A 26145-nucleotide genomic window follows, 5' to 3' on the forward strand; every position below is an offset into this window, starting at 1 on the left:
GCCAGCAGATTGTTGGCATTAATGGCCGCAAAGCTCCTTAACCAACTTAGGCACTTCTATTGACGCCGGCCCACGGCGATGTTCATCAAAACGGTCGCTGATGTGGGAGTTGTCAGCATTAATTTCGATACAATAGGCGCCTTGCGAGGCCGCTTCATCGACAAAGCCGGCGGCGGGGTAAACCTGCCCGGAGGTGCCGATGGCGATAAACAAATCGCACTGGGCCAAGGCGTGGAAAATTCTGTCTAGCCCCAATGGCATTTCACCGAACCAAACAATGTGCGGCCTGAGTAAATTGGCGGGTACGCAGCAGGTGCAAAGACTGTGTTCGCTAAGGGGCTCTTTCACCCGGAAAAGCTGCCCTGACTTTACGCAGCGGGCCTTGCTTAACTCGCCATGCATATGGATAAGGTGATGACTGCCCGCCCTTTCATGAAGATCATCAACATTTTGGGTAATAACCAAGGTGCCTGGTACTGCTTTTTCCAGGCGGGCCAGCGCCAAGTGACCGTCGTTAGGCTCAACAAGAGGAAGCTGTGCACGGCGTTCATTATAAAAACGCTGCACTAAGGCACTGTCGCGCTGAAAGGCTTCTGGCGTTGCCACGTCTTCCAACCGGTGAGATTCCCAAAGACCACCCTGGTCACGAAAGGTTTTAATACCCGATTCGGCACTAATACCGGCGCCGGTTAGCACGACAATGCTACTGTAATGGCTTTTGCTCACGTTACACTTCCTATGCTTTTATTACACCAGTAGGTGTAAAGCCTTATATTTCAAACCATTGACTGGCGCATCTTTACACCACTATGCAAAGGCGCAAAAACTTTTTTTACCCGCCCAGAATAGATACACTCAACCTGCAGCCATAAAAAACAAGGCCTCAGATGAATTCGGTCAATATTCTGATAGCAGACGATCATCCGCTTTTTCGAGCCGCCATTCGGCTTACCATTTCGACGGCCCTTCCCGATGCACACATCAGTGAAGTGAGCGACGTGCAAGCATTGGAAGCAGCATTAACCGCTCAAGAACCTGATTTGGTGCTACTGGACCTTACCATGCCGGGCGCTAATGGGTTTTCGTCTCTTATCATGCTTCGAGAACACCACCCTGCCTTGCCGGTGGTGGTGGTATCTGCCCATGAAGATAACAGCAGTGTTAACCGTGCTTACCATTACGGCGCCCTGGGGTTTGTGCCAAAGTCGTCTGACCCGCAAGTGATTGCCCAGGCCATAGACGATGTGCTGGCCGGTAATACCTGGTTTCCCCCTGACTTTACGCCAGAGCCGCAGTCGGCCAACGAACACCAGCTAGCCCAAGGCCTTGCGTCGTTAACGCCGCAGCAATACAAAGTGCTGGTGATGTTTTCCGACGGCCTGTTGAATAAACAAATTGCCTATGAATTGGGGGTGTCGGAAGCCACTATTAAGGCCCACGCCACCGCCATATTCAGAAAGCTCGATGTACGCAACCGCACGCAAGCGGTTATTGCATTGCAGAGCTTTGCCCCAGCGCACGATCCATCATGGCACGCAGCGCCGCAGGCTTAACCATTTTCGCCATAAAGCCAAAGCCTGCTTGCTGGGTTTCGCTGACCAATTCCTGACGGGTATCGGCAGTGATCAAAATACCCGGCAGCAGGCCGCCCTTCTGCTCTCTGAGCATTTTCATGACCTGCAAACCATTATCGCCGTTATCAAGGTGGTAGTCGGCTAACACCATATCAATTGGCTCACTGGCCAGCACCGCTTGCGCTTGCTCGCGGCTGCGAGCGGTTGACACTTTCATGTTCCAACCGGTTAGCAAGGAACGCATGGCATCCAAAATGGCTTGCTCGTTATCAATACAAAGCACATGGCGGCCACTTAAGCTGCGGCTATTGGGCACTACCATCGGCTGCGCCACTAGGCTTGGCTTGTTGCCTTGTGGCACTGTCACCGAAAACACCGAACCTTTTCCTTCCCAGGAGCGCACCGCCAGGGTATGGCCGAGAATGCGGCTCATTCGGTCAGCAATGGCCAGCCCCAGCCCCAAGCCTTTTTCACCCTGATCAAAGCGCTTAAATTCTTCGAAAATAATATCGAGGTTTTCTTTGGCAATGCCGGGGCCGGTATCCCAGACCTCAATGCAAAGTTGCTTACCCTGGCGGCGAACACCCAACAGCACCTTACCGCCGCGGGTATAACGAAAGGCATTGGTTAGGAAGTTTTGGACAATACGGCGCAGCAGCATTTTGTCAGAATCGACAATGGCATCGGAGCTGACCCAGTGAAATTCAATCTGCTGCTCTTCTGCCAGGGCTTTAAATTCATAAGCCAAGTTGCCAAGCAGCTCTTCTAAGGCAAAGCTCACCCGCCGCACCTTCATGGTGCCCGCATCCAGCTTTGAAATATCCAACAGATCGGTTAACAGCTCCCCCGCTGCTTTTAAGGAAATGGTGGTGTTTTCCAGCAACAGTTCTTGCTCGGTACCGGTTTCAGTGCGCTGTAAGAGCGCTGAAACAAACAGCCTTGCGGCGTTAAGGGGCTGCATTAAATCGTGGCCACAGGCCGCTAAAAAACGGCTTTTGCCCTGATTGGCTTTATCTGCCGCTGCCTTGGCGGCAACCAGTTCGCGGGTGCGCTCTTCCACCCGCGCTTCCAAGGCTTCATTGGCGTCTTTTAACACCCTTTCGGCGGCGCGGTAGGAGGTAATGTCGGAAAAGGTCATCACAAAACCGCCATTGGGCATCGGGTTGCCTTGCAGTTTTATCACTTGCCCGTCAGGGCGCTGGCGCTCGGAGCTATGGGGGCTGCCCATTTTCATGTAATTAACCCGTCTGGCGACGTGTTCTTCCACTGAGCCCTTACCGCACCAGCCCCTTTCGGCATTAAAGCGGATAAGGTCGGCCACCGGCCGGCCGGCATAAATAAAGCCAGGGGGATACTCAAACAATTCTAAATAGCGGCGGTTCCAGGCCACAAGGTTGAGATCGCGGTCGACCACCGACATCCCTTCCGACGCGTGTTCTATCGCCCCTTGCAGCAAGTCGCGAGAAAAGTGCAGCTGTTCGGTCGCTTCATCCACCAGGGTGACAACATCGTCTAAACCGATGTCGCGCCCTTCCATGGCGCTACGAAGAACAAGGGCAGCACTCGAGGCACCAATCACCGACGCCATTAGGCGCTCGGCTTCTTCCAGCAAGTCTTCCGGCGCCAAGCGTGGCAGCGCATGGCGATTAAGGCTGCTATCGCGCAAATAGCGCTCAAGCATGCGCTCGGCGCGCTCAGGCCCCACAAAACGTGACACCAACAGCCGCAAGTCTTTAACGCTTAAATAGCCTTGATGCCGGCCCCGGTTACGGCTGGCGGTATGGGCAATGAACGCCGCGGCTTGCAGCCGGTCACGCACGCCGGCCCTTAACGCCATCGACGCCATTAAATAAACCATGGCATTGATCACCAGACTCAGCAGCATCGCATAGCTTGCCAGCATCAGTTCCGACAACAGCCACCAGGTGCTAAAGCCGGCCAATAGACCCAGCATTACCCCTTTGCGATGCCCCTGGCTCCAGTACAAACCGCCTATTAGCGCCGGGGCTAATTGCGCAAATACCCCAAAGGCAAAGATGCCAAAGCTGGCTAAATGCTGCTGCTCGCCAAGCAGCACATACACGCCAAAGGCCAGCGCCATTAGCACCAGAATAATTAAGCGGCGAATACGCAGTAGCAACGAGGAAAAATAGCTGAAGTTACGGCCGCCAATTTGGCCGCTTCTCAGCATTAGCGGCAGCACTAATTCGTTGGACACCATGATAGAAATGGTGACAGCAGCCATCACTACCATGCTGGTTGACGCGGATATCGCCCCCAGTAAGGCCAATGCCGCTACCCAGGGGTGACCTTGGTAAAGGGGAATGGAGATCACATAGCCATCGGGGCTGAAATCAACCGGAGCGATCAGGCTACCGGCCATGGCCAGCGGCACCACCGGCAGCGCCATCAATACCAAATAGACGCAGAACACCCAGCGGGCGGTTTTAAGGTCGCGCTGCTCTTGGTTTTCCACCACCATCACGTGAAAGAGCCGTGGCAGACAAACAAAGGCGCAGGCACCAACCAGGCTTTGCGCTAACACCGACCCCAAAGATGACGTGGCTTCCTGGGAAATACGGTCTTTTATCACCGCTTGTGAGATGAGTTCCCCAAAGCCATCAAAGCTGGTGTAAACCACCACCAGGGTCACCACCAACAAGGCGCCAAGCTTAACCACCGACTCAAACGCCATGGCCAGCATCAGCCCTGGGTGGTGTTCGGTGGCGTCGAGTTTTCGGGTGCCGAACAAAGCGGCAAAAAGCACCAGCGCCAGTGCTACCGCACCGGCAATTGCCAGACGCGGCAAACGGCTATCGGCCAGTACTTCAAAGCCCATTACCATGGCTTTTAGCTGCAGCGCGATATACGGCAGGCTGGCAAAAATGGCCAACAAGGTGATGGTTACCGCCAGGGTTTGCGACTTGCCGTAGCGGGCGGCCAAAAAATCGGCTACCGAGGTAATGCGCTGTAAATGACAGACCCGCACCAGCTTTTTAAGCATCGGGTAACCCAGCGCCAGCAGCAGCACCGGCCCTAAATACACCGGCAGAAAAGACCAGATGGAATGATAGGACTGGCCAACGGTGCCTAAAAAGGTCCAGGAAGAGCAATACACCGCTAACGACAATGCATAAACCACTTTACGGGTAGGAACGCTAAACGGCTTGTGTCCCTTGTCGCCAAGATGGGCAATACCAAAAAGCAGCAATACATAAATTACGGAACAGGTTCCCATCAACCAAAACGGCATTCATTGGCCTCCTTTAAATACGTGTTCTTTTTACCACAGCCCAGGTTTGGTGTGGGTTCGACTAAAGTCGACTGGCTGAAATTAAGGTGAAGTGACTAGATTGTGAACAACTAGTTAAAAAGGAGTTCCATCATGGACCATCCGCTATACGAAAAAATACACAGCAGCAAGCGATTTCAGGACATGGTGGTGCGTAGGGAGCGCTTCGCATGGGTTTTATCAGCCATTATGCTGGTGATCTACTTCGCCTTCATCTTGATTATTGCCTTTAGCCCGCAAACCTTTGCCAAACCTATCTTTGCCGGTTCCGTTGTTACTTGGGGGATCCCCGTTGGCCTGGGCGTCATTATTAGCGCCTTTGTGTTAACCGGGATATACGTGCGCCGTTCTAACCGCGAATTCGATGCAGAAAATGAGTCTGTTATCGAGGAGGCGAAAAAATGAAGATACGACTTCTGATACCCGCCGCGTTATTTATGCTACCTCAGCTTGCCTTGGCGGCAGACGCCATTGAAGGGGCAGTAAAAAAACAACCGCTCAATGTTGAAGCCATTGTGATGTTCCTGGTGTTCGTTGCCCTGACCTTGGGCATCACCTACTGGGCGGCTAAAAACACCAAAAGCACCTCTGATTACTACGCTGCCGGGGGCGGCATTACCGGCTTTCAAAATGGCCTAGCCATTGCCGGTGACTATATGTCTGCCGCCTCTTTCCTCGGGATCTCTGGGCTCGTTTATTTGTCGGGCTTTGACGGCCTTATCTATTCCATTGGTTTCTTGGTGGGCTGGCCACTGATTTTGTTTTTGATTGCCGAGAGGCTTCGAAACCTAGGCCGCTATACCTTTGCCGACGTCGCCTCTTACCGGCTCAAGCAAAAGCCCATTCGTACCCTTGCCGCTTGCGGTTCGCTGGCGGTGGTGGCGCTTTATTTGATTGCGCAGATGGTTGGCGCCGGTAAGCTCATCCAGCTGCTGTTTGGCCTGCCCTACCACTACGCCGTGGTATTGGTTGGGGTACTCATGGTGCTGTATGTATCCTTTGGCGGCATGCTGGCAACAACCTGGGTACAAGTTATAAAAGCGGTATTACTGCTCTGTGGCGCTACCTTTATGGCGCTGATGGTGCTCTACTACGTTGGCTTTAACCCATCGCACCTTTTCGAAGAATCAGTCAAAGTACACCCGAAAGGCGAAGCCATTATGGCCCCTGGCGGCTTGGTGTCTGACCCGGTGTCAGCGATTTCCTTAGGTATCGCGCTGATGTTTGGTACCGCCGGTTTGCCTCATATTCTGATGCGCTTTTTCACCGTGAGTGACGCTAAAGAAGCGCGTAAATCGGTGTTCTTTGCCACCGGCTTTATCGGTTACTTCTACATTCTTACTTTCATTATCGGCTTTGGTGCCATCTTGCTGGTATCAACCAATGCCGAATTTAAAGACGCCGCTGGCGCGCTGCTCGGTGGCAATAACATGGCCGCAGTGCACCTTTCCAAAGCAGTAGGTGGCGACCTGTTCTACGGCTTTATCTCGGCTGTTGCCTTTGCCACCATCTTGGCGGTGGTATCGGGCCTAACCCTGGCTGGGGCCTCAGCGGTGTCCCATGACCTTTATGCCAGTGTGTTCCGCCACGGTGAAGCGTCTGAACGTGAAGAGCTTAAAGTGTCGCGCCTGGCGACCATTGCCTTAGGGGTGGTGGCTATCGTGCTTGGCATCGCCTTTGAGAAGCAAAACATTGCCTTCATGGTTGGCCTTGCCTTCGCTATTGCCGCTTCAACCAACTTTCCTGTGCTGTTCTTGTCCATGTACTGGTCAAAACTCACCACCCGTGGCGCCAAAATCGGTGGCTGGCTGGGCCTTATTACCGCCGTCACCTTAGTGATCATTGGTCCGACGGTATGGGTGGCAGTGCTGGGCTTTGCTGAACCTATCTTCCCGTACAAATACCCTGCCCTGTTCTCGGTGGTGGTGGCCTTTGTCGGAACCTGGTTCTTTAGCATTACCGACAAATCCGAAGCGGCGTCTGAGGAACGTGCCCGCTTTGTTCCTCAGTTTGTTCGCTGCCATACCGGCGTTGGTGCAACTGGGGCTGTTGAGCACTGAACATTGCGCTAATTGATTGGAAAAACCCGGGATCTTCCGGGTTTTTCCTACTTTGGTCTAATGGTCACTATTCGGGCTTGCTATACATACTCGAATAAACAATCCGATAAAAAGGTAGGGAATGCTATGTTGAATGATCGCTACCCAGTCATGCAGCACATCGCCGACAACACCCATGTAGACAAGGCTAAATATCAAGCCATGTACAAGGCGTCGGTGGAGGATCCAGAGGCTTTCTGGGCCGAGCAGGGAAAACGCATCGATTGGATGACCCCTTACAGCAAAGTCAAAAACGTCTCTTTTGACCCGCACAATTTACATATCCGTTGGTATGAAGACGGCACCCTCAATGCCAGTGCTAACTGCCTGGACCGTCATCTTGCCAAAAACGGCGATACTGTTGCCCTGATTTGGGAATCAGACGATGGCAGCACCGTAACCAAAGTCACCTACAGCGAGCTACACGCCAAAGTGTGCCGCTTCGCCAATGTATTAAAAGCCCAAGGTATTCAAAAAGGCGATGTGGTCACTATTTACATGCCGATGGTGGTAGAAGCGGTGGTCAGTATGCTGGCGTGTGCCCGCATCGGCGCCATTCACTCGGTAGTGTTTGCCGGCTTTTCACCGGATTCTATTGCCGGGCGCATTATCGACGGCAAATCAAAACTGGTGATAACCGCCGATGAAGGTTTACGCGGTGGCCGCGCCATTCCTTTGAAAAATAGCGTTGATGAGGCGCTATCCCACAGTGATGTTACCTCCGTTGATAAGGTCATTGTCTATAAGCGCACCGGCGGCGAAATAGCCTGGCACGAAGGCCGTGACCTGTGGTGGCACGATTTGGAAGTAGCAGCCGATAAAGACTGCCAGCCTGAAGAAATGGCGGCAGAAGATCCGCTCTTTATTCTTTATACCTCCGGCTCTACCGGTAAACCCAAAGGGGTATTACATACCACCGGCGGCTACATGGTTTACGCCTCTTTGACACACGAAGTGGTGTTTGATTACAAGCCTGGCGAAGTTTACTGGTGCACCGCTGACATTGGTTGGATCACCGGGCACTCCTATTTGGTTTACGGCCCTCTCGCCAATGGTGCCACCTGCCTGCTGCACGAAGGTGTACCTAACTGGCCAGGGCCAAGCCGTTTAGGTGAAATTGTTGACCGCCACAAAGTCTCCATTGTTTACACTGCGCCGACACTTATTCGTTCGTTAATGGCACAAGGCGACGAACACTTTGCCAACATGGACGGTAGCAGCCTGCGTATCTTGGGTACCGTGGGCGAGCCCATCAACCCCGAAGCCTGGCGGTGGTATTTTGAGGTCATAGGTAAAAGCCGCTGTCCTATTGTTGATACTTGGTGGCAAACCGAGACCGGCGGCATCATGATCGCGCCCTTGCCTGGTGCGGTAGATGCCAAACCGGGCTCAGCTACCCTGCCCTTTTTCGGTATTCAGCCACAGCTGGTGGATGCCAGCGGCGCACCGGTTGCAGGAGAAGGTAGCCTGGTTATTACCGATTCCTGGCCTGGCCAAATGCGCACCGTTTTTGGCGACCACGAACGTTTTATTCAAACCTACTTTTCTACCTTCCCGGGTAATTATTTCACCGGTGACGGTGCCCGCCAGGACGAAGATGGTTATTTCTGGATAACAGGTCGGGTTGATGACGTTATTAACGTCTCAGGCCACCGTATGGGTACCGCTGAGGTGGAATCTGCCTTGGTAGCCCACCATGATGTGGCAGAAGCGGCGGTTGTGGGTTACCCCCATGACATCAAGGGCCAAGGCATTTATGCCTATGTCACCCTTAATGCCGGGGTTGAGGCAACAGAAGAGCTGCGCCAAGGACTACGCCAATGGGTACGTAAGGAAATTGGTGCACTGGCCAGCCCCGACCTCATTCAGTGGGCACCGAGTCTGCCCAAAACCCGTTCCGGCAAAATCATGCGTCGCTTTTTGCGTAAAATCGCGGCTAACGAATGTGAGGCTCTGGGTGATACCACTACCCTGGCTGATCCCGGTGTTATTGACGTGCTTATCCAAAGCCGTCTTAACAAGTAGTACCCTACCAACCATTAGCCCGCCTTTATGGCGGGCTTTTTTGTGTTAGCGCATAAGCAAACCGCCGTCGACCGGTAACTGACTACCGGTTATATAAGACGCTTGCTCTGAAAGTAGAAACAAGGCGGCGCTCGCAGCTTCTTCGGCGTGGCCTACCCTCGCTAACGGCACCTCGTTGAGCACCGACGCCTCAAACTGTGCCTTGACGTCATCGTCCAAGAAGTCGCGAAAGCCGGTAGCAATGGGGCCAGGTACCAATACGTTGACGCGAATACGCTTGGGGGCCAAGGCGGATACCCAGCTTTTAGCCAAGGCAATAACTCCCGCCTTAGCTGCGCCATAAAGCGCTGTTGCTGCCGCCCCTTCATAAGCAGAGGAAGACGATGTTAGCACCACCGATGCACCGTCTTTTAGATAAGGAAGCAGCGCGCTAAGTTGCAGCATTGGGCCACGCACATTGGTGTGCATGATGCGATCAAAGCTTTGGCAATCCACCTTGGCAACGTCATCTAAAACGGCGACACCGGCATTCAACCAAAGCCCGTCTAAGGTGCCCCAGTTGGCAACTGCCGCCGCGAGTTGTTGCCCGGTATCAGCTTTAGCGGCGTTATTTTCTAAAACCAAATGCGGCTTTTTAAAGGTTGTCGCTACCGCGGCCAAGCGCTTGGGATTAATGCCGGTCAGGGCAACCTTTGCCCCTTCGGCCAACAACATTTTGGCAGCCGCCAATCCCATACCATTAGTGCCGCCAGTAATAAGAATACGGCGCTCTTCGAAACGATTCATTGGAACCTACAAGCGGGATTAGAACGAAAGAAAAACGGAGAAAACAATAAAACAAAAAAGCGCCGCAAGCGGCGCTTTTTAATCATAACAGCGATTTAGAACGCGTATTTAGCAGAGAACTCAACGCGGTTCAGAGTACCTTTGTCGCCAGATTCCAGTTTACGCTGGCCATAGATGTATTCGGTAGAGAAAGTCAGCGGTTTGACCGGTGAATACACGATGTTGGCGTGAACAGAACCTACGCTTTTGGTCATGGTTTCAGGCATTTCACTGTTGTTGTCAGCAGAGGAACCAGACAGCATAAAGGTTGAACGCAGTTTCGGGTTCCAGAAGTGACGGTAAGCAATAAAGGCGCTTACGGTGGAGATAGTATCCAAGTCACCGCTGGCATCGATGCTAGCACCGTTGAAGGTGTTCAGCGCCACATAGCGGCCAATACCGTCGCCTACAGCCAAGCTGTATTTCAGGTCATCCATGTCGCCCACTTTCAGCATACCGGCGAAGGACACACCGTAACCTACGGCAGTTTGCTTACCTAAGGTGTCGCCAGCGGCATTTTCAGAGCTGTCGATACGAAGTTGGCGAACCAAACCGGCGATGGTGAAGTTACCCCAGTCGCCATTACGGCCGTAACGGGCGATGAAGTCAGGCAGCACGCTGTTGTCTTCATCGACGCGGGTGCTTGAGTCATATGCCGAGTAAGTGGTTTCTGGGTTTTCCAGAGCGAACTGCCAGTTGCCAGAGGTATAACGTACCATCGGTTGACGGCAGCAAGCGGTACTGTCAGAAGGTGCCAAGAAGTCAGCGGTTTCAGGCAGCGCTTTGGTGTTTTCAAAAGTGGTGAAGGTTTGACCGAACAACCAGTTGTCGTAGGTCATGTACGCTTGACGCAAACGCGGCGCGGTAGAGTTAGACACACGCTCATCACCTACAAAACCAGACAGGAAGTCCAGTTCAATAAAGGTTTTGATGTTGTGGCCATCAAGCTTGGTGTCGGTACCGAAATTAAAGCGGCTTTCACGCGCAGTAAAATCGGTTACTGGATCGCTGCTGGTATCACCAGTAGTAGAAACAGGAATCGTTGACGGAATGTAATAAACCCGACCAGTACTGCTGCTGGAAGGCACGCCGTCACTGAAGTCGCTGTAAAGATAAGAGGCTTTAATAAAACCACCAAAGTTAACGGTGGTGGTGTCGGTTTTCAGCAGTTCAACTGCATGCCCGGGTAGTGCCATTACTGCACCGATAGCACCGGCGATAAGGCTCTTTTTCATGTTCTCTCTTCCTGTAGTGGTAGCTGCATTTCGGCAATCTTTTTTTGCGTTGCCAACTTCATGTACGAAATATTACAAAAGTTCCCCAAATTGCCTATTCGCCTTTGGTCGAAGCCAAGTGTTGCTCAAGGGTTAACATGGGGGATGCATCTATGCCTTCAGCATCCATCATACTGGCGACCCTTTGTAAGGAACTCAGTATTAATGTTTGCTCCCAAAGTTCAAGTTCATCGAACTGTTTAATAAAGGCGTTTTGTAATAACGCCGGCGCTTTAGCGACGGCTTGTTTGCCTTGCTCTGTTAACGTTAGTTCAACTTTCCGTTTATCTAGCGAGGAACGTTGCCGACACACCAGCTCCTTTGCTTCTAGGCGGTCAATAATGCTGGTTACTGTAGCCTGAGATAGATTTGCCATTTTGGCGATGCTGCGAGTGGTGTCACCTGGATTTTCATCAATGGTGCGCAGCAGCATTAATTGTGGACCGGTTAACGAAGTGGCTTTAGTCAATTGCCGGGAATGCAAATCGATGGCGCGAATGATCCGTCTTAATGCCATCAATACTTCATCTACTGGTTGCATATGCCCCACATCTGCGAGTTGGTTAAATTTATCGGTAATAGAAGGGTATTTTAGATCGCGAATGATTACTTTGATAAGTCTTTGATTTGATCCAATCGCTCGTTATTACCATACTTTTTTGCCCACCCGCGATATGGATTGATTATGAAACCAGCAATTCTTGCTTCTTCACTTCTTCTTATCGGTATTCAGCCTGCTCTTGCTGACATCAAAGTTGGTGGCGCTTTTCGCTTGAATTACGCATGGAAGGACTACGACCAGCAAAATAAAGATGAAAATGGCGAATGGGATATTGAGCTGTTTCGTCTGGATATCAATGGCGACCAGGGCAAGTGGTTTTATTCTGCTCAATACCGCTGGTATCAAGGTTTTGAGGCCGTTCACCATGCTTACGTGGGTTACCACTTTGATGCTAACCGCAATATAAAAGTGGGGGTGACCAAAGTACCTTTTGGGCTGCTGCCAGTGTCATCACACAGTTTTTGGTTTGGCGGTACCTATTATTTGGGAATGGAAGACGATTACGACACCGGTATTGTTTATCAGCAAAAAGATGGTGACTGGCTCTTCCACGCTGCCTATTTTAAGAATGCCGAATATCAAAGTGGTGACCGCTACGACCGTTATTCTTTTGACCTCGCGGCGGTTGACGGCGAGCGTGCCGATGAAAACGGCCAAATAAACCTTAGGGCAGAACGCACCCTGCATTTCAATGGCAGTCAGCTGAAATTGGGGGCATCTGGGCAGTTTGGTCGTTTGTATCGGTATAATTCGCAAACAGATGATAATCGCTGGGCGGCAGCCCTTCATGCCCAGTGGGATCTCGATTCCGGCTGGCAATGGCAACTGCAAGAAGCACACTACAAATATGATACCGGCACCGATACCGTTGAGCTGTCCGCCTTCCAATACCCCTTTCCTGTTGCCTCAGAAGCGGACGTAGTGTCGCTCAATGTCGCTAAAAAATTTACGGTTAATAATGACTTTGTTGACACCGTAACGTGTTATAACGACCACACTGAAACATTAGCATCTGGCGAAGGTGTTGATAATTCAATACAAAATGTCACGGGTTGTTTGCTCGTTAAAGGCGGCCTTTACACATACATTGACTGGATCGCCGGTAAAAACATGTGGTTCGCCGGAGGGGATGGCATTGGTGTTGCCAGCCCCGACAATGACGGTTGGCATTCCAGGCTTAATATCAACATTGGCTTTTATTTTTAAAAACAAGTTGACAGCGATACCCTTTCTGAGAGAAGGATATAGGCCAAGCACATGGAGCTAAACATTCTGATGAAATTGCCTCAACTCAGCGCCCTTATTACCACCACCATTACCGGTACCACAATTATGTGGCACCGGCGGGCGCTGTTGGTAAGTTGAAAGCAACTTCTCAACACAAAGAAGCCCGCCACTTAGGCGGGCTTTTTGTTTATTGGAGAAAAAAATGCAGGTTATGAAATTCGGAGGCAGCTCTCTGGCCGACCCTGACAGGTTTGAAGCCGTAGCTGTAATGGTAAAAGAAGCGCTCTTAAAAGGGCCGGTTTCTGCAGTGCTCTCAGCGCCTGCAGGCGTTACCAATAAATTGGTCGCCTTATGTGACAGCACTGATACCACCGATATTGAAAACCTCACCCGGCCTTGGCTTGCAAGATACCCTGAACTGAAAGAGCCGCTGCAGCAGTGGGCCACGCAGCTTGAAGCCTGGTGCCAAGGCATTTCATTATTAGGGCACTGTCCAGAAGGCACGCGAGTCGCTATTGCCAGTGCTGGCGAAAGGCTTTCTGTTTTGGTGCTTTCCCACCTGTTAGCAAAAGAAGAGCCTACCGTTTTAGACCCGGCTGGACTCTTCCTTGGGTACGGTCAAAAGCTTGATGCCCTTGTAGACCTTGATGCCTCTCGTAATAAATGCAAAGGCCTTCGTGACAAGCTCCCTTCCCTTTCATTAATGGCTGGCTTTTACGCAGGCCATCGCGATGGCGGCCAGTGTCTTTTAGGCCGCAACGGCTCTGACTACTCTGCGGCAGTGCTCGCCGCTTGCCTTGATGCCGATGAATTGATCATTTGGACCGATGTTGACGGGGTTTATCAATGTGACCCGCGCTTAGTACCTGAAGCCAAGAAGTTGCGCCAACTGTCATTTTCAGAGGCGCTGGAACTTTCCCACTTCGGTGCCAAAGTGTTACACCCGAAAACCTTGGGCCCGGTTGGCCGTTTTCAAATTCCGACCTGGATCCGTTCAAGCTTGGACTCGAGCCTGCCTGGCACCCGGATCTCAACCCAGGTAGAGCCCTCACAAAAGCCGGTAAAAGCGCTGTCGTGTTTGAATGATGTGGTCATGGTGTCGGTCAGCGGCCCCGGCCTTAAAGGCATGGTTGGCATGGCAAGCCGTATCTTCGCCGCTGTTGGCCAGGCCGGTGTTTCGGTGCTGCTGATAACGCAATCTTCCAGCGAATACAGCATCAGCTTTTGTCTTAATGCTGTGGACGAACGCCGCGCCGTTAGCCATATCGAAGATGCCTTTGCCTTAGAATTGGCCTCCGGCATGCTTGACCCGGTGAGTGTGCAGCGCGAGCTGGCGATACTTACCTTAATTGGCGACAACATGTGCCAAGCCAAAGGCGTTGCTGGCCGCTGTTTTACCCAGCTGGGCCGTGCCAATATCAACGTGGTGGCCATTGCTCAAGGCTCGTCCGAAAGGGCCATCTCGGCGGTTATCCCCGACGATTGCGCCAGCCGCGGTTTGAAGATGGTGCACCAGGCCTTTTTCGATAGCTCCATGCCCCTCGAAATGGTCATTCTGGGGTGCGGAAATGTCGGCAGTGAGTTACTCCGCCAGATTGAAACCCAGCAACATTGGCTGTCTAAACAAAGTATCAATGCCAAAGTGGTGGCACTGTCGAACAGCCAATCAATGCGGGTTGATATCAAGGGCTTAAATTTGGCCCATTGGCATCAGGACCTTGAGCAACAAGGCCAACCGTTAGATCTTGAGGCGCTCAAAGCACTTAGCCAAGACTTGCTTAACCCGGTATTAGTCGATTGCTCAGCAAGTGACGACCTGCCACTGGATTATCAAGCCTTTTTAGAAGCCGGCTTCCACGTGGTTACCCCGAATAAAAAAGGTAACGCTGGCTCCCTGGCCCTTTATCAATCCCTTAAAGGTACCGCAAAAGCGTATCGTCGCCGCTACCTTTACGACACCACCGTTGGCGCAGGTTTGCCGGTTATCGAAAATCTGCAAAATCTTTTGCACGCCGGCGATGAATTGCAAAGTTTCTCCGGTATTCTTTCCGGTTCGCTGTCCTTTTTGCTGGGGCGCTTAGAAGATGGCATCAGTTTTTCAAGTGCTGTCAAAGAAGCGATGGAAAAAGGCTTTACCGAGCCTGACCCCAGGGATGACTTGTCCGGTTTAGATGTGGCGCGAAAAGTATTAATTCTCGCTCGAGAAGCCGGCTTTGAGCTTGAACTTGCCGACATTGCCTTGACCGGTTTGTTGCCAGATGAATTTAATCAGCTCTCAAAAAGTGATTTTCTAGCCCGCTTGCCAGAGCTTGATGAGGCGATGGCTGCCAAAGTGGCTGCCGCCAAAGCCAATGGTCAGGTGCTGCGTTTTGTCGGGCAAATAGACAAGGGCCAAGGTAAAGCAGGGATGATTGCTGTCGATGATTCCCACCCATTGTACCGTGTACGCGATGGTGAAAATGCCCTCGCCTTTCTTACTCGCTATTACAGCCCGGTTCCGCTGTTACTTCGGGGCTATGGTGCGGGTGCCGACGTGACTGCAGCCGGCATTTTTGCCGATGTGCTGCGTACCCTTAACTGGATGCGGGAGGTTTAACCGTGCTCAAGGTTTTCGCACCCGCGACATCGGCCAACTTGAATGTGGGGTTTGATAGTTTGGGCGTTGCGCTCGCCCCCATCAAAGGTGAGCCAATTGGTGATATTTTTGGCATTGAAGAAGCCGCTATTGATAGCCTCGATGTTTTTGGTGCCTATGCCCATGAACTAAAGGGCACCAACATTGTTGAAAAGGCGCTTTGGCGCTTTCGGGAACTGACCGCCATAAAAACCCCGGTAGCCATGCATCTCGAAAAAGGCATGCCCATCGGTTCCGGTATTGGTTCATCAGCTGCCAGTGTGGTTGCTGCCGTTATGGGGATTAACCGCTACTTTGGTTCGCCTCTGGACGCTGAAGAAGAAAAATCACTGATGGCAGAACTTGAAGGCGAGCTGTCAGGTGGTGTGCATTGGGATAACTTACTGCCATGCCTGCTTGGTGGCTTGTGCTTACACGACGCCAAGCTGCCGGTACCAGAGGAATGGGTTTGGCTACTTGCATACCCGGGTATTCGCCTGGAAACCAAAGCCATGCGCGCCATCCTCCCCAAAGCAATACCACTTAGCGATGCAACAGCGCAGGCTTCACGTTTAGGCCGCTTTGTTGATGCCTTATATCGAAGCGATCCACAACTGGCAGCAGCACTGATGTTCGATCCCATTGTTGAGCCGCACCGTGCACCGTTAGTACCGGGCTTTGGCCCATTAAAAGACCAACTTATCAATAAAGGCGCACTAAGCTGCGGCCTCTCCGGCTCAGGCCCCACCATGTTTGCCGTTTTTGACAATATGGCCAGTGCCAAAGCCGCTCTTACTGAGGCCCAACATTGGGTCGCCCCCAATCAGGGTTTTGCTCATCTTTGCCGGGTTGACGAGCTCGGTGCCCGGTTCTTGGAGTCGTAATGTATTTTTATAACCTGAAACACCCTCAGCAACAGGTCAGTTTTGAACAGGCTGTAAAACAAGGCCTAGGTAAAGACCAAGGGCTGTTTTTCCCAGAACAGCTGCCTGAACTGGATGCCAAAACCCTGGCAAAACTCGGCAGACACCAGCGCTATCACGCCATTTTGTCTGGGTTTCTTGCTGAGACTTTTTCTGCTTCTGATTTGGCACAGATGATAAGCGAGGCCTTTCCTTTTGACGTGCCCTTAGTCGAGGTGGGCCCACATTACGCACTTGAACTTTTTCACGGCCCCACCCTGGCATTTAAAGATTTCGGCGCCCGCTTTATGGCGCAATGTCTATCGCGCTTAAGCGATGGCAGTCCTATCACCATTTTAACGGCAACATCTGGTGATACCGGTGCAGCAGTCGCCCATGCCTTCCATGGTCTAAAAGGTGTTCGAGTGGTAGTACTTTACCCCAAAGGCAAAATCAGCCGACCACAAGAGCAGCTGTTCTGCACCCTTGGCGGTAATATCGAAACCTTGGCGGTAGAAGGCAGTTTTGATGACTGCCAAGCCTTAGTGAAGGCCGCTTTTGATGATGAGCAACTGAAAAAGGCCATCGGTTTAAATTCAGCAAACTCGATTAATATCAGTAGGCTACTTGCACAAGTGCTGTACTTTTGGGACATGGCATTGGCGCAGCCCGACTTAGTTGTTAGTGTGCCCAGTGGTAACTTTGGCGATCTCACCGCAGGCTTAATGGCCAAGGCAATGGGCGCCCCGATTAAGCGTTTCATCGCTGCCACAAACAGCAACGATACCGTGCCGCGCTATTTAAAAGACGGACAATGGCAACCCCATGACACCGTCGCCACCCTGTCCAATGCCATGGATGTTAGCCGTCCCAATAACTGGCCTCGGGTAGAATTTCTCCTCAACACCTTTAACTGGTCGCTCACAGCACAGCCCATTAGTGAAGCCGATACCAAGGCCAGCATGAAGGCGATGTACAGCTTGGATTACCTTCCAGAACCGCATTGCGCTGTGGCTTTCAAAGCCTTGATGGATAACCTGCACTCGGGAGAAAAAGGGGCCTTCTTGTGTACCGCCCATCCGGCAAAATTTGCCGATAGTGTTGCTGAGATCTTGTCTATCGATTTACCTTTGCCCAAGGCACTGAGTGAAGCCATGTCCAAGCAGAATCTGTCGAAAACCATTGCCAATGATTGGCAGGCGCTTAGGCCGGTTTTATTGAAAAACAACGGCTAAATATCCTAATAAAAAAGGCACCCCAAGGTGCCTTTTTTAATTACTTAAAACATCACGCTTAGCTTGTTGCTACAGCGGCGTCCAGTGACATCATCAGGCTGAGCAAGGTAACGGTAAGGATGGAAAATCCAAACAGCTTTCGTGCCCAGGTCGTGTCGTCTTTGGTTTTATAACCTTTAATGGCCATATGCAGCCAATAGGTACCAAGACCTAATGCCACCAAGAAGTAGGCATAACCGGTATAACCCGTTACGGTCAACAGCAGGCTTGCTACCACAAAGGCAACGATGTAGGCGACAATGTGCTTCTTCGTTACACCTATACCTTTAGCGACCGGCAGCACACAAATAGAGGCTGCGGAATAATCCTTTAAACGGAAAATAGCAATGGCATAGGAATGTGGCATTTGCCAAAGGCTGAACATGGTGAACAGAATAACTGCCCCCAAATCCAGATGGTTAGTCACTGCGCAGTAGCCTACCAAGGGTGGCGCGGCGCCAGAAAAACTGCCAATCAAGGTGCCATGTACAGAGTGGCGTTTAAACACCAAACTGTAGAGAACCACGTAAATCACCAGTCCTGCCAGAACAATGCCCACCGCCAATAGATTGGTAGTGGCCCAAAGTAAGGCAATACCCAACACCCCCAGTACAGCACCGTAAATCAGGGCAACAGGCAGGGGCAACTCACCAGTGGCAGTGGCCCGATTGCGCGTCCGTTCCATCTTTTTATCGATGTCCCTGTCGATACAGTTGTTCAGTACACAACCGCAGGCAACAACCAAAGAAACCCCTACCAGGGTGCTGACCAAAGTCAGCCAATGGTAATTACCTTTGGAAGCCAGGAAAAAACCACCGGCAACAGAAATCAAGTTGCCGAAGATAATGCCTGGTTTGGTGATACCTATGAACTTCTTAATCATTGGGAATACTGCTGGCTAGAGAATGAAAAGGCAGCCCGAAGGCTGCCCTTGGGAATGACCTCAGTGGGTCATCATAGTTAGACCGTACAGATACCAGAATATCCACGCCGTACCCGCTACCAAGATGGCAACAATAATAATGGCGAAGACAAAGGCATTAACGTTCCAACGCTGCTCTGATGAGCGGTTCATGTGCAGGAAGAACACCAGCTGTATAAACACCTGAGCCAAGCCTGCAACTGCCATAACAATCACAGTAACAGCAATAGAAGCGCTGCTGTTCATGACTAAGGCAAACGGAATAACTGTCAAAATGATCGACAGAATAAAACCGGTTAAATAAGACTTGAAAGAGCCATGGCTAGCGCCAGACGCAGTATGAGAATGTCCACTCATTACAGGGCCCCCATCAGATAAACAGCAGTGAATACACAGATCCAGACGATATCCAGGAAGTGCCAGAACAAGCTCAGACACTGCAGACGTGTGTTATTCACGTCGGTCAGGCCGTAACGGGCAACTTGATAGATCATCACAATCATCCACAACAAGCCGAAGCTTACGTGCAGACCGTGAGTACCAACCAGACTGAAGAATGCAGACAAGAAGGCACTGTGCTGAGGACCATGCCCTTCTACGATCAGGTGATGGAATTCATAGATCTCCATCCCAACAAAGCCTGCACCCAGCAGCGCGGTAATGATCAACCAGAAAATGGTCTGAGATTTTTTACCGGCATGTACTGCCAGCATCGACAAGCCACTGGTAAAGGAGCTGAACAGCAGCAAGAAGGTTTCGACCAGCACATAAGGCAGTTCGAAAATTTCTTTACCAGAAGGGCCAGCCGCAGTGTGGCTATAAAGGACTGCATAAGCTGCGAACAGAGTCGCAAACAAAATACAGTCGGTCATGATGTAGATCCAGAAGCCAAAAACCTTCAGGGCTCCTGCATCGTGATGCCCATGGTCGTGGGCATCCTGTGCGTGAAGTGCTTCACTCGACATATTAACTATTCCTTACGCCTTCGCTGCGGCCAGCTTTTCGTGGTGCTCGCCTTCAATACGCTCAACTTCGTCAACTTGGACATAGTAATCCACGTCTTTGATGAAGGAGCGAACGATAACGGTCGCAATCATGCCCACAAAGCTAGCAATAACCAGCCACCAGATGTACCAGATCAGGGCAAAACCACAGACAGTTGCAAAAGCACCGATCACCACACCAGAAGCAGTGTTCTTCGGCATGTGGATAGGCTCATAGGCAGCAGGTTTCTGATGCGCAGTACCGTTTTCTTTCATTTCCCACCAGGCATCCAGCTCTTCGCCAACAACAGGAGTGTGGGCAAAGTTATAGAACGGCGGCGGTGAAGAAGTAGACCATTCCAGAGTACGGGCATTCCAAGGATCGCCAGTCTCGTCACGGTTGTTATCACGGTCACGGATACTTACGTAGAGCTGTACCAGTTGCAGGATGATACCGGCAAAGATAACCAGCGCACCCACTTCAGCTACATACAGCCAAGGGGTCCAGGCGGGGTTGTCGTAGTGGTTCAAACGGCGAGTCATACCCATAAAGCCCAGTGCGTAAAGCGGCATGAAGGCCAGGTAAAAACCAACCAACCAGCACCAAAAGGCAGCTTGGCCAAGTTTGTCATTCAGTTTGAAACCAAAGGCTTTCGGGAACCAGTAAGCAAAACCAGCCAGGTAGCCAAATACCACACCACCAATGATAACGTTATGGAAGTGAGCAATCAGGAACAAGCTGTTGTGCAACAGGAAGTCAGCACCCGGAACGGCCAGCAGAACACCGGTCATACCACCGATAGAGAAGGTGATGATAAAGCCCAGCGTCCACAGCACCGGTGCATTAAATTGCACGCGGCCACGGAACATGGTGAACAGCCAGTTGAAGATCTTCAGACCAGTCGGGATCGCGATAATCATGGTCGCAATACCGAAGAAGGAGTTGACGTTAGCGCCTGACCCCATGGTGAAGAAGTGGTGCAGCCATACAACGAACGACAAGAAGCCGATAGCGCAGGTTGCGTAAATCATTGAGGTGTAACCAAACAGCCGCTTGGTACTAAAGGTAGAGATAACTTCCGAGAACACACCGAATGCCGGCAGTATCAGGATGTATACCTCGGGGTGACCCCAGGCCCAGAACAAGTTCACATACATCATCGGACTACCGCCCGCGTCAGTTGTGAAGAAGTGGAAATCCAGATAACGGTCAACAGTCAGCATCGCCAACGCAACGGTCAGCATCGGGAAAGCGCCCATGATGATGACGGTGGTTACCAGGATAGTCCAGGTAAATACCGGCATGTTCATCAGCTTCATACCAGGAGCACGCATCTTCACGATAGTAGTGAAGAAGTTAACGCCGGTCAGGGTTGTACCAATACCGGAGATTTGCAATGCCCAGATGTAATAGTCCACACCAACACTTGGACTAAAGGCCTTTTCCGATAGCGGCGGATACGCTACCCAACCGGTGGTGGCGAACTGGCCAACGAACAAGGAGATGTTCACCAGAATTACACCGCCCACAAACAGCCAGAAACTAACGCTGTTGAGGAAGGGGAAAGCAACGTCACGCGCACCAATTTGCAAAGGCACAACGATGTTCATCAAACCGATCATAAACGGCATGGCCATGAAGATAATCATGATAACGCCGTGAGCGGTAAAGATTTGATCGTAATGGTGCGGAGGCAAGAAGCCACCGTGGCCATCATGCGCCATTGCTAGTTGAGTACGCATCATAATAGCGTCAGCAAAACCACGGATCAGCATGACCATGGCTACGGCGATGTACATCACACCAATTTTTTTATGGTCAACCGAGGTCAGCCATTCTTTCCAGAGGTAGCCCCACTTTTTGTAGTAGGTCAGCGCACCAACTAGGACAATACCTAGCAGCGCAACTACCGCAAAGGTGCCTATGAGGATAGGCACATTATAGGGAATTTGATCCCAGGTTAATTTTCCAAACATCGTTATTCCTCGGCCTTGGCAGCGCCCATTCTTTCACCAATTTCGTGATTGTATTCAATCTTGTTCTGACGAACGTGTTTGAAGCTTTTCACGATCTGGGTATAAATATTTGGCTCAACAGAAGAGAAATACTCAACTGGCAGAACACTCTGCTTCAGCGCCATCTTTTCATAGCCCTGGTAAGTCAGGTCATTTGCACTGTTCTTAACCTTAGCAACCCACGCATCAAAGTCTTGGTCATTGGCAGTGGCAATGGCCTTGAACTTCATGTCGGAGAAACCTGCACCACTATAGTTGGCAGAGAAGCCGTCGTAGGTACCGGGATGGTCAGCTTGCAGATGAAGTTGGGTAGACATACCAGACATGGCATAAATCTGACCGCCCAGCTGCGGAATGAAGAAGGAGTTCATTACGGTGCCGGAAGTAATTTCAAACTTCACCGGTGTACCGGTTGGGATCACCAGCTCGTTGACGGAGGCGATACCTTGCTTGGGATAAATGAACACCCATTTCCAATCCAAAGAAACGACCTGGACTGTCATTGGTTCTTTGGCAGAATCCAGAGGACGATACGGATCAAGCTCGTGCGTGGATTTGTAAGTCAGAACACCCAAAATCAAAATAATGATTAAGGGAATGGACCACACCACGGCTTCAAGCGCGTTAGAGTGGGACCACATAGGTTTATAGGTTGCCTTGGTGTTGGAGGCGCGATACCGCCAGGCGAACACGATAGTCATGATGATGACAGGAACCACCACCAACAACATCAAAATAAATGCTGTGATGATCAGTTTCATTTCACCATGGCCAACCGGCCCTTTGGGGTTCAAAAGAACCATGTTATCGCACCCAGCCAACAAAAAGGCTGCTCCTAAGGAGAGCACTTTAGTTAGACTGGTCAACCACTTACTTTTCATATCATAACCTCACCTCAAAATGACTGCCTCGAGGAACCTAAAGCTCACTGTCGGGGGCTTTCTTTGTAATTGTTAGCCGCGGAATGTACCAAGAAAAACCCCTTCATATCCAGTGGAAAAAGCCTATGCCGCCTATCGTTCGGGACAAAACACCTTTTCTTATTTCCCCTTTAAGTGAAAACAGTTAAAAACACGTCCTTGTTTGAAACAAATGCAACGTGGAATTAAAAAAATTAATCCGAGCATCCCTCCTATATTCCAACAGAAGAAAGCGACTGCGCCTAGGGCCTACTGGTGTTGGATGTAACAAAAACATTGTTACGTTTTTTAGGGTTTACCCGATGCGGCAACTGATCGGTGTAGCCCCATCAGAAAAAGAGTCCAAATAACTGACAACAGCTTGATATATATCAAGGAAAATTTTGAGAATGACGCGGTAACAAACCGGCTTTGGTAAAGCTCACCCCATTACCCTACCCCGATACTGTATAGGCAACGATACCGCCCCCAGCCAGTAAAAATTCCGGATTCGAGTAATTCGCCTGTAGCAGTGCCATCCAGATTCCGTTAACGACAACAGGCTGGCAATTGACGTTAAGCGTCAATGTGATGGCTAGACAGTTGGTGGCATCATATTGATAATGTTTTTGACACTAACGGTCGCGTTACAGTTAACGCACGAAACACGCTAATAACGTAAGCTGTCACTATTGAGCATTAAACTAAAGTCTCACTGACAAACAGCCAGAACTTCATAAACTGGCAGCACACAATACCAAGAAGGAAATGCAACTATGACATCCTGGGTTAAACGCACATTGGTGACGTTGTCGCTTGCAGTCAGTCTGCCTGTAGCAGCGGCTAACTACACCATCGGTACTGGTAGTCAGAGCGGCACCTATTATCCCTACGGCGGCATGCTGGCGAAGGTTTGGAGCGAAAACATCAAAGATTTCAACATGCGCGCCGAAGTTACAGCCGCATCAGTTGAAAACATCATCAAAGTCGCGTCGGGCCAAGAACTGGCGGGTATCGCCATGGGCGACTCAGTTCTTGCCGCCATGAAAGGGGAAGCCCCTTTCCGTCGTCCGATGAACATCTCTGTTCTTTTCGCTCTCTATCCTAACGTGGTGCAGTTCATTGTACCTGCCAATTCCGATATCAAATCGGTTGAAGATCTCAAAGGCAAAAAAGTCTCTGTTGGTGCGCCGGGTTCCGGTACCCGTGTTGGCTCTACCGCCATCTTAAAAGCACTGGGTATCAACGAAGGTGACTTTAAGGCCCAGAGCCTTAACTACACCGCGACAACCGAAGCCTTGGCTAATGGCCAAATCGATGCCGGTGTCATTATTGGTAGTGCCGGTGTTGGTGCCATTACCGAATTGGCATTGACCCGTAATATTCGTGTGCTGTCTTTCAGCAAAGACGAATTGGCTAAAATTCACAGCGCCCTGCCCGCCTATTCCGGCATGGAGATAGCAGCCGAGACTTACAACAAAGTACCCGCCTTCACCGCTCCTGCCGTTTGGAACGTGCTGGTTGTGAAGAAAGACTTGGATCCCAAGTTGGCTACCGAAATGGTTAAAACCGCTTTTGCCCACATGGACAAAATCAAAAATGTTATTTCAGTCGCCAAAAGTACCACTGTTGACAACATGGATCGTTTAGAAGGTGCCCCACTGCACCCCAGCAGCCTTGCTTATTACAATGAGATGAAAGGCAAATAAGCCCCATGCAGCAACCTGAAGCAGTTAAAGAACCCGTCAAGCTTGGCGGGTTCGATTATTTAATTGGGGCTATTGCGGTAGCCCTTACTCTATTTCAAATTTGGCAAGGGTTAGCCGCCCAACTTTCGGCTCCGGTATTTCTCCCCATCCATCTTAGTTTTGTTTTGGTTCTGATCTTTTTGGTCAAACCGAGCTTTAAAAAAGGCAGTGCCAGCCAAGGGCTTTATCTTGCTGGCCGCTGTTTCGATTTTGGTTGTGCACTTGTTGCAGCTTGGGCTGGTTATCGTCTTTCCCACTTCGATTACGATGACTTGAGCTTCTTGCTAGACGGTTTAGGTAATGTTGACCTCTACACCGGTGCTGCACTGATAGTCCTGCTACTGGAAGCTACTCGCCGTACAGTCGGCTGGGTGATGAGTCTTATTGCCATTATTTTCTTGGCTTATGCTATCTGGGGCAATTTGCTGCCCGACGAGTTCGCCAGCAAAGGCTTCGACCTTCAAGAACTGATCCGTTTCCACATCTTCTCAACCAACGGTGTGTTTGGCGCGCCACTGGCTATTTCTGCCGGTGTGGTTTTTGTATTTGTGCTTTTTGGTGCCTTATTACAGGTAACCGGCGCCGGTCAGTTTTTTATCGACTGCGCCTTTGCGGTGGCGGGTCGCTACCGTGGTGGCCCGGCCAAGGCCTCGGTTTTGGCATCGGCGGCGCTCGGTTCCATTTCCGGCTCTGCTATTGCTAACACAGTGACCACTGGTGCCCTAACCATCCCGATGATGAAAAAGCTCGGTTATAAACCCGAGCAGGCTGCCGGTATTGAGGCCGCTGCATCCACCGGTGGGCAAATCATGCCGCCGGTAATGGGGGCCGGGGCCTTTGTTATGGCGCAGTTTACCGGCCTGCCCTACTCCGAGATCCTGTTGGTGTCTATCGCCCCGGCGATTCTTTACTTCTTCTGTACCTTGCTTTACGTGCACCTGATGGCGTGCAAGTTAGGCCTGAAAGGTATGGATAACGTTGAGAAGGTGCGCGTTGTTGTCAAACAAGGCTGGCATTACTTAGTGCCCTTGATCCTCATTACCGTGCTGCTGTTAATGAGCTACTCACCAGTACTGGTTGGCTTAGCGGGCTGTTTGGCTATCGTACTTGCCGCCTTTAGCCGCCGTAAAACCTGGGTTAAATTCTCAGCGCTTATCGCCGGTTTACGCGACGGTGCTTTGATGATCCTGCCTATCAGTGCCGCCTGTGCAACAGCGGGTCTTGTGGTGGGCGTTGTGGGGCAAACTGGGATTGGTTTGCAATTTACCCAAGCGCTGTTGGCATTGTCTGGCGGCTACTTGTGGGGCGCATTTATCCTTATCGCCCTGGCTGCGGTTGTACTGGGTATGGGCTTGCCGGTAACGGCAGCCTACATTGTGCTGTCGATTATGGCGGTGCCGGCACTCAATGAATTTGGTGTGCCAATCTTAAGTGCTCACCTGATCGTATTCTGGCTGTCGCAAACCTCAAACGTCACACCGCCTATCGCACTAGCAGCCTTCGCCGGTGCCGGTATTGCAGGTGCGTCGCCAATGAAGGCATCACTGCAAGCGTTTAAATTAGCCTTCGGCTTTTTCATTATTCCGCTGATGATGGCCTACTCAGGTCTGCTTTGGCGCGCTGATGAAACCGCGTTTGATTTCATCGTTGCCATCAGTGCCACCATTGGCCTAATCATCGCCTTTGCATGCGGTATTGAAGGTCTTTTGGCTAATAGGCTGAACCTGGTAGTTCGCGCGGTATTGCTTGTCATTGCCGCCTTAATGCTGGTGCATAGCCCTGTGCTGCGTATTGGTGCCTTGATTGTTCTGGCTGCCATTATCCTTTGGGATTGGCGACGTAAGGTCCCCGCCGTTGCATGATGGTCCCTCTAAAAAAGCCGGCTTTAAGCCGGCTTTTTTGTTTTAAG

The 26145-nt window shown here is 51.0% G+C and carries 20 protein-coding genes; 10 read left to right on the top strand and 10 right to left on the bottom strand.

The window, feature by feature from the left end:
- Window positions 1-18: 18 nt before the first annotated feature.
- Window positions 19-726, bottom strand: coding sequence for a Sir2 family NAD+-dependent deacetylase (cobB, locus tag DW350_RS09710; RefSeq protein ID WP_115718675.1), 708 nt, complete (start codon window positions 724-726; stop codon window positions 19-21).
- A 161-nt stretch (window positions 727-887) separates the two neighbouring features.
- Here cobB and DW350_RS09715 point away from each other — a divergent pair, with 161 nt between their 5' ends.
- Window positions 888-1553 carry a response regulator transcription factor gene (locus tag DW350_RS09715; protein WP_115718676.1) on the top strand — a complete coding sequence of 222 codons (666 nt, stop codon included), beginning with the start codon at window positions 888-890 and terminating at the stop codon, window positions 1551-1553.
- Here the strand turns inward: DW350_RS09715 and DW350_RS09720 are convergent.
- Window positions 1489-4827, bottom strand: a complete 3339-nt coding sequence (locus tag DW350_RS09720; protein ID WP_115718677.1) for a hybrid sensor histidine kinase/response regulator — start codon at window positions 4825-4827, stop codon at window positions 1489-1491. The two genes, DW350_RS09715 and DW350_RS09720, sit on opposite strands and share 65 nt — an antisense overlap.
- A 132-nt stretch (window positions 4828-4959) precedes the next feature.
- On the opposite strand from DW350_RS09720, the gene DW350_RS09725 reads away from it, so the two are divergent.
- The 3 genes from DW350_RS09725 (at window position 4960) to acs (ending at window position 8990) form a co-directional block, all read left to right on the top strand.
- The gene (locus DW350_RS09725; RefSeq protein ID WP_115718678.1) at window positions 4960-5271 is read left to right on the top strand and encodes a DUF485 domain-containing protein; all 312 of its coding nucleotides are present in this window, start codon (window positions 4960-4962) and stop codon (window positions 5269-5271) included.
- The gene (locus DW350_RS09730) at window positions 5268-6926 is read left to right on the top strand and encodes a cation acetate symporter (RefSeq protein ID WP_226911423.1); all 1659 of its coding nucleotides are present in this window, start codon (window positions 5268-5270) and stop codon (window positions 6924-6926) included. The genes DW350_RS09725 and DW350_RS09730 overlap by 4 nt, the downstream gene beginning before the upstream one ends.
- Before the next feature lie 126 nt (window positions 6927-7052).
- Complete coding sequence (gene acs / locus DW350_RS09735) at window positions 7053-8990, top strand: acetate--CoA ligase (RefSeq protein ID WP_115718679.1); 1938 nt, start codon at window positions 7053-7055, stop codon at window positions 8988-8990.
- A gap of 45 nt (window positions 8991-9035) precedes the next feature.
- Here the strand turns inward: acs and DW350_RS09740 are convergent, their stop codons facing one another.
- From DW350_RS09740 to DW350_RS09750, 3 genes are all read right to left on the bottom strand, one after another.
- The gene (locus DW350_RS09740) at window positions 9036-9776 is read right to left on the bottom strand and encodes an SDR family oxidoreductase (RefSeq protein WP_115718680.1); all 741 of its coding nucleotides are present in this window, start codon (window positions 9774-9776) and stop codon (window positions 9036-9038) included.
- Between the two features lie 95 nt (window positions 9777-9871).
- Window positions 9872-11050, bottom strand: coding sequence for a DcaP family trimeric outer membrane transporter (locus DW350_RS09745; protein ID WP_115718681.1), 1179 nt, complete (start codon window positions 11048-11050; stop codon window positions 9872-9874).
- 94 nt (window positions 11051-11144) lie between these two features.
- The gene (locus DW350_RS09750) at window positions 11145-11630 is read right to left on the bottom strand and encodes a MarR family winged helix-turn-helix transcriptional regulator (protein WP_115718682.1); all 486 of its coding nucleotides are present in this window, start codon (window positions 11628-11630) and stop codon (window positions 11145-11147) included.
- 144 nt (window positions 11631-11774) lie between these two features.
- Here DW350_RS09750 and DW350_RS09755 point away from each other — a divergent pair, with 144 nt between their 5' ends.
- From DW350_RS09755 to thrC, 4 genes are all read left to right on the top strand, one after another.
- Window positions 11775-12857, top strand: coding sequence for a porin (locus tag DW350_RS09755; protein WP_115718683.1), 1083 nt, complete (start codon window positions 11775-11777; stop codon window positions 12855-12857).
- 223 nt (window positions 12858-13080) lie between these two features.
- The gene (gene thrA, locus DW350_RS09760; protein ID WP_192954637.1) at window positions 13081-15474 is read left to right on the top strand and encodes a bifunctional aspartate kinase/homoserine dehydrogenase I; all 2394 of its coding nucleotides are present in this window, start codon (window positions 13081-13083) and stop codon (window positions 15472-15474) included.
- 2 nt (window positions 15475-15476) lie between these two features.
- Window positions 15477-16376, top strand: coding sequence for a homoserine kinase (thrB, locus tag DW350_RS09765; protein ID WP_192954638.1), 900 nt, complete (start codon window positions 15477-15479; stop codon window positions 16374-16376).
- On the top strand, window positions 16376-17629 hold the full coding sequence (thrC, locus tag DW350_RS09770; protein ID WP_115718685.1) for a threonine synthase: 1254 nt from the start codon (window positions 16376-16378) through the stop codon (window positions 17627-17629). The genes thrB and thrC overlap by 1 nt, the downstream gene beginning before the upstream one ends.
- 58 nt (window positions 17630-17687) lie before the next feature.
- Here the strand turns inward: thrC and cyoE are convergent, their stop codons facing one another.
- From cyoE to cyoA, 5 genes are read right to left on the bottom strand one after another with little or no spacing between them, the layout of a single operon-like run.
- Window positions 17688-18551, bottom strand: coding sequence for a heme o synthase (cyoE, locus tag DW350_RS09775; RefSeq protein ID WP_115718686.1), 864 nt, complete (start codon window positions 18549-18551; stop codon window positions 17688-17690).
- A gap of 60 nt (window positions 18552-18611) precedes the next feature.
- Entirely contained in the window at window positions 18612-18947 is a 336-nt protein-coding gene (gene cyoD, locus DW350_RS09780) for a cytochrome o ubiquinol oxidase subunit IV (protein ID WP_115718687.1), read from the bottom strand.
- Window positions 18947-19555 carry a cytochrome o ubiquinol oxidase subunit III gene (gene cyoC, locus DW350_RS09785; RefSeq protein ID WP_115718688.1) on the bottom strand — a complete coding sequence of 203 codons (609 nt, stop codon included), beginning with the start codon at window positions 19553-19555 and terminating at the stop codon, window positions 18947-18949. Before cyoC ends, cyoD begins: the two co-directional genes overlap by 1 nt.
- Before the next feature lie 12 nt (window positions 19556-19567).
- Complete coding sequence (cyoB, locus tag DW350_RS09790) at window positions 19568-21550, bottom strand: cytochrome o ubiquinol oxidase subunit I (RefSeq protein WP_115718689.1); 1983 nt, start codon at window positions 21548-21550, stop codon at window positions 19568-19570.
- A gap of 2 nt (window positions 21551-21552) precedes the next feature.
- A complete protein-coding gene (gene cyoA, locus DW350_RS09795) occupies window positions 21553-22470 on the bottom strand; it encodes a ubiquinol oxidase subunit II (RefSeq protein ID WP_115718690.1) in 918 nt (305 codons plus the stop codon).
- 794 nt (window positions 22471-23264) lie between these two features.
- Here cyoA and DW350_RS09800 point away from each other — a divergent pair.
- Entirely contained in the window at window positions 23265-24197 is a 933-nt protein-coding gene (locus tag DW350_RS09800) for a TAXI family TRAP transporter solute-binding subunit (protein ID WP_115718691.1), read from the top strand.
- Window positions 24198-24202: 5 nt separating this feature from the next.
- Window positions 24203-26098: a TRAP transporter permease gene (locus DW350_RS09805; protein WP_115718692.1), complete on the top strand. Its 1896-nt coding sequence runs from the start codon at window positions 24203-24205 to the stop codon at window positions 26096-26098.
- Window positions 26099-26145: the final 47 nt, after the last annotated feature.

Origin of the sequence: Gallaecimonas mangrovi (assembly GCF_003367375.1) — a bacterium.
Taxonomy (GTDB): Bacteria; Pseudomonadota; Gammaproteobacteria; order Enterobacterales; family Gallaecimonadaceae; genus Gallaecimonas; species Gallaecimonas mangrovi.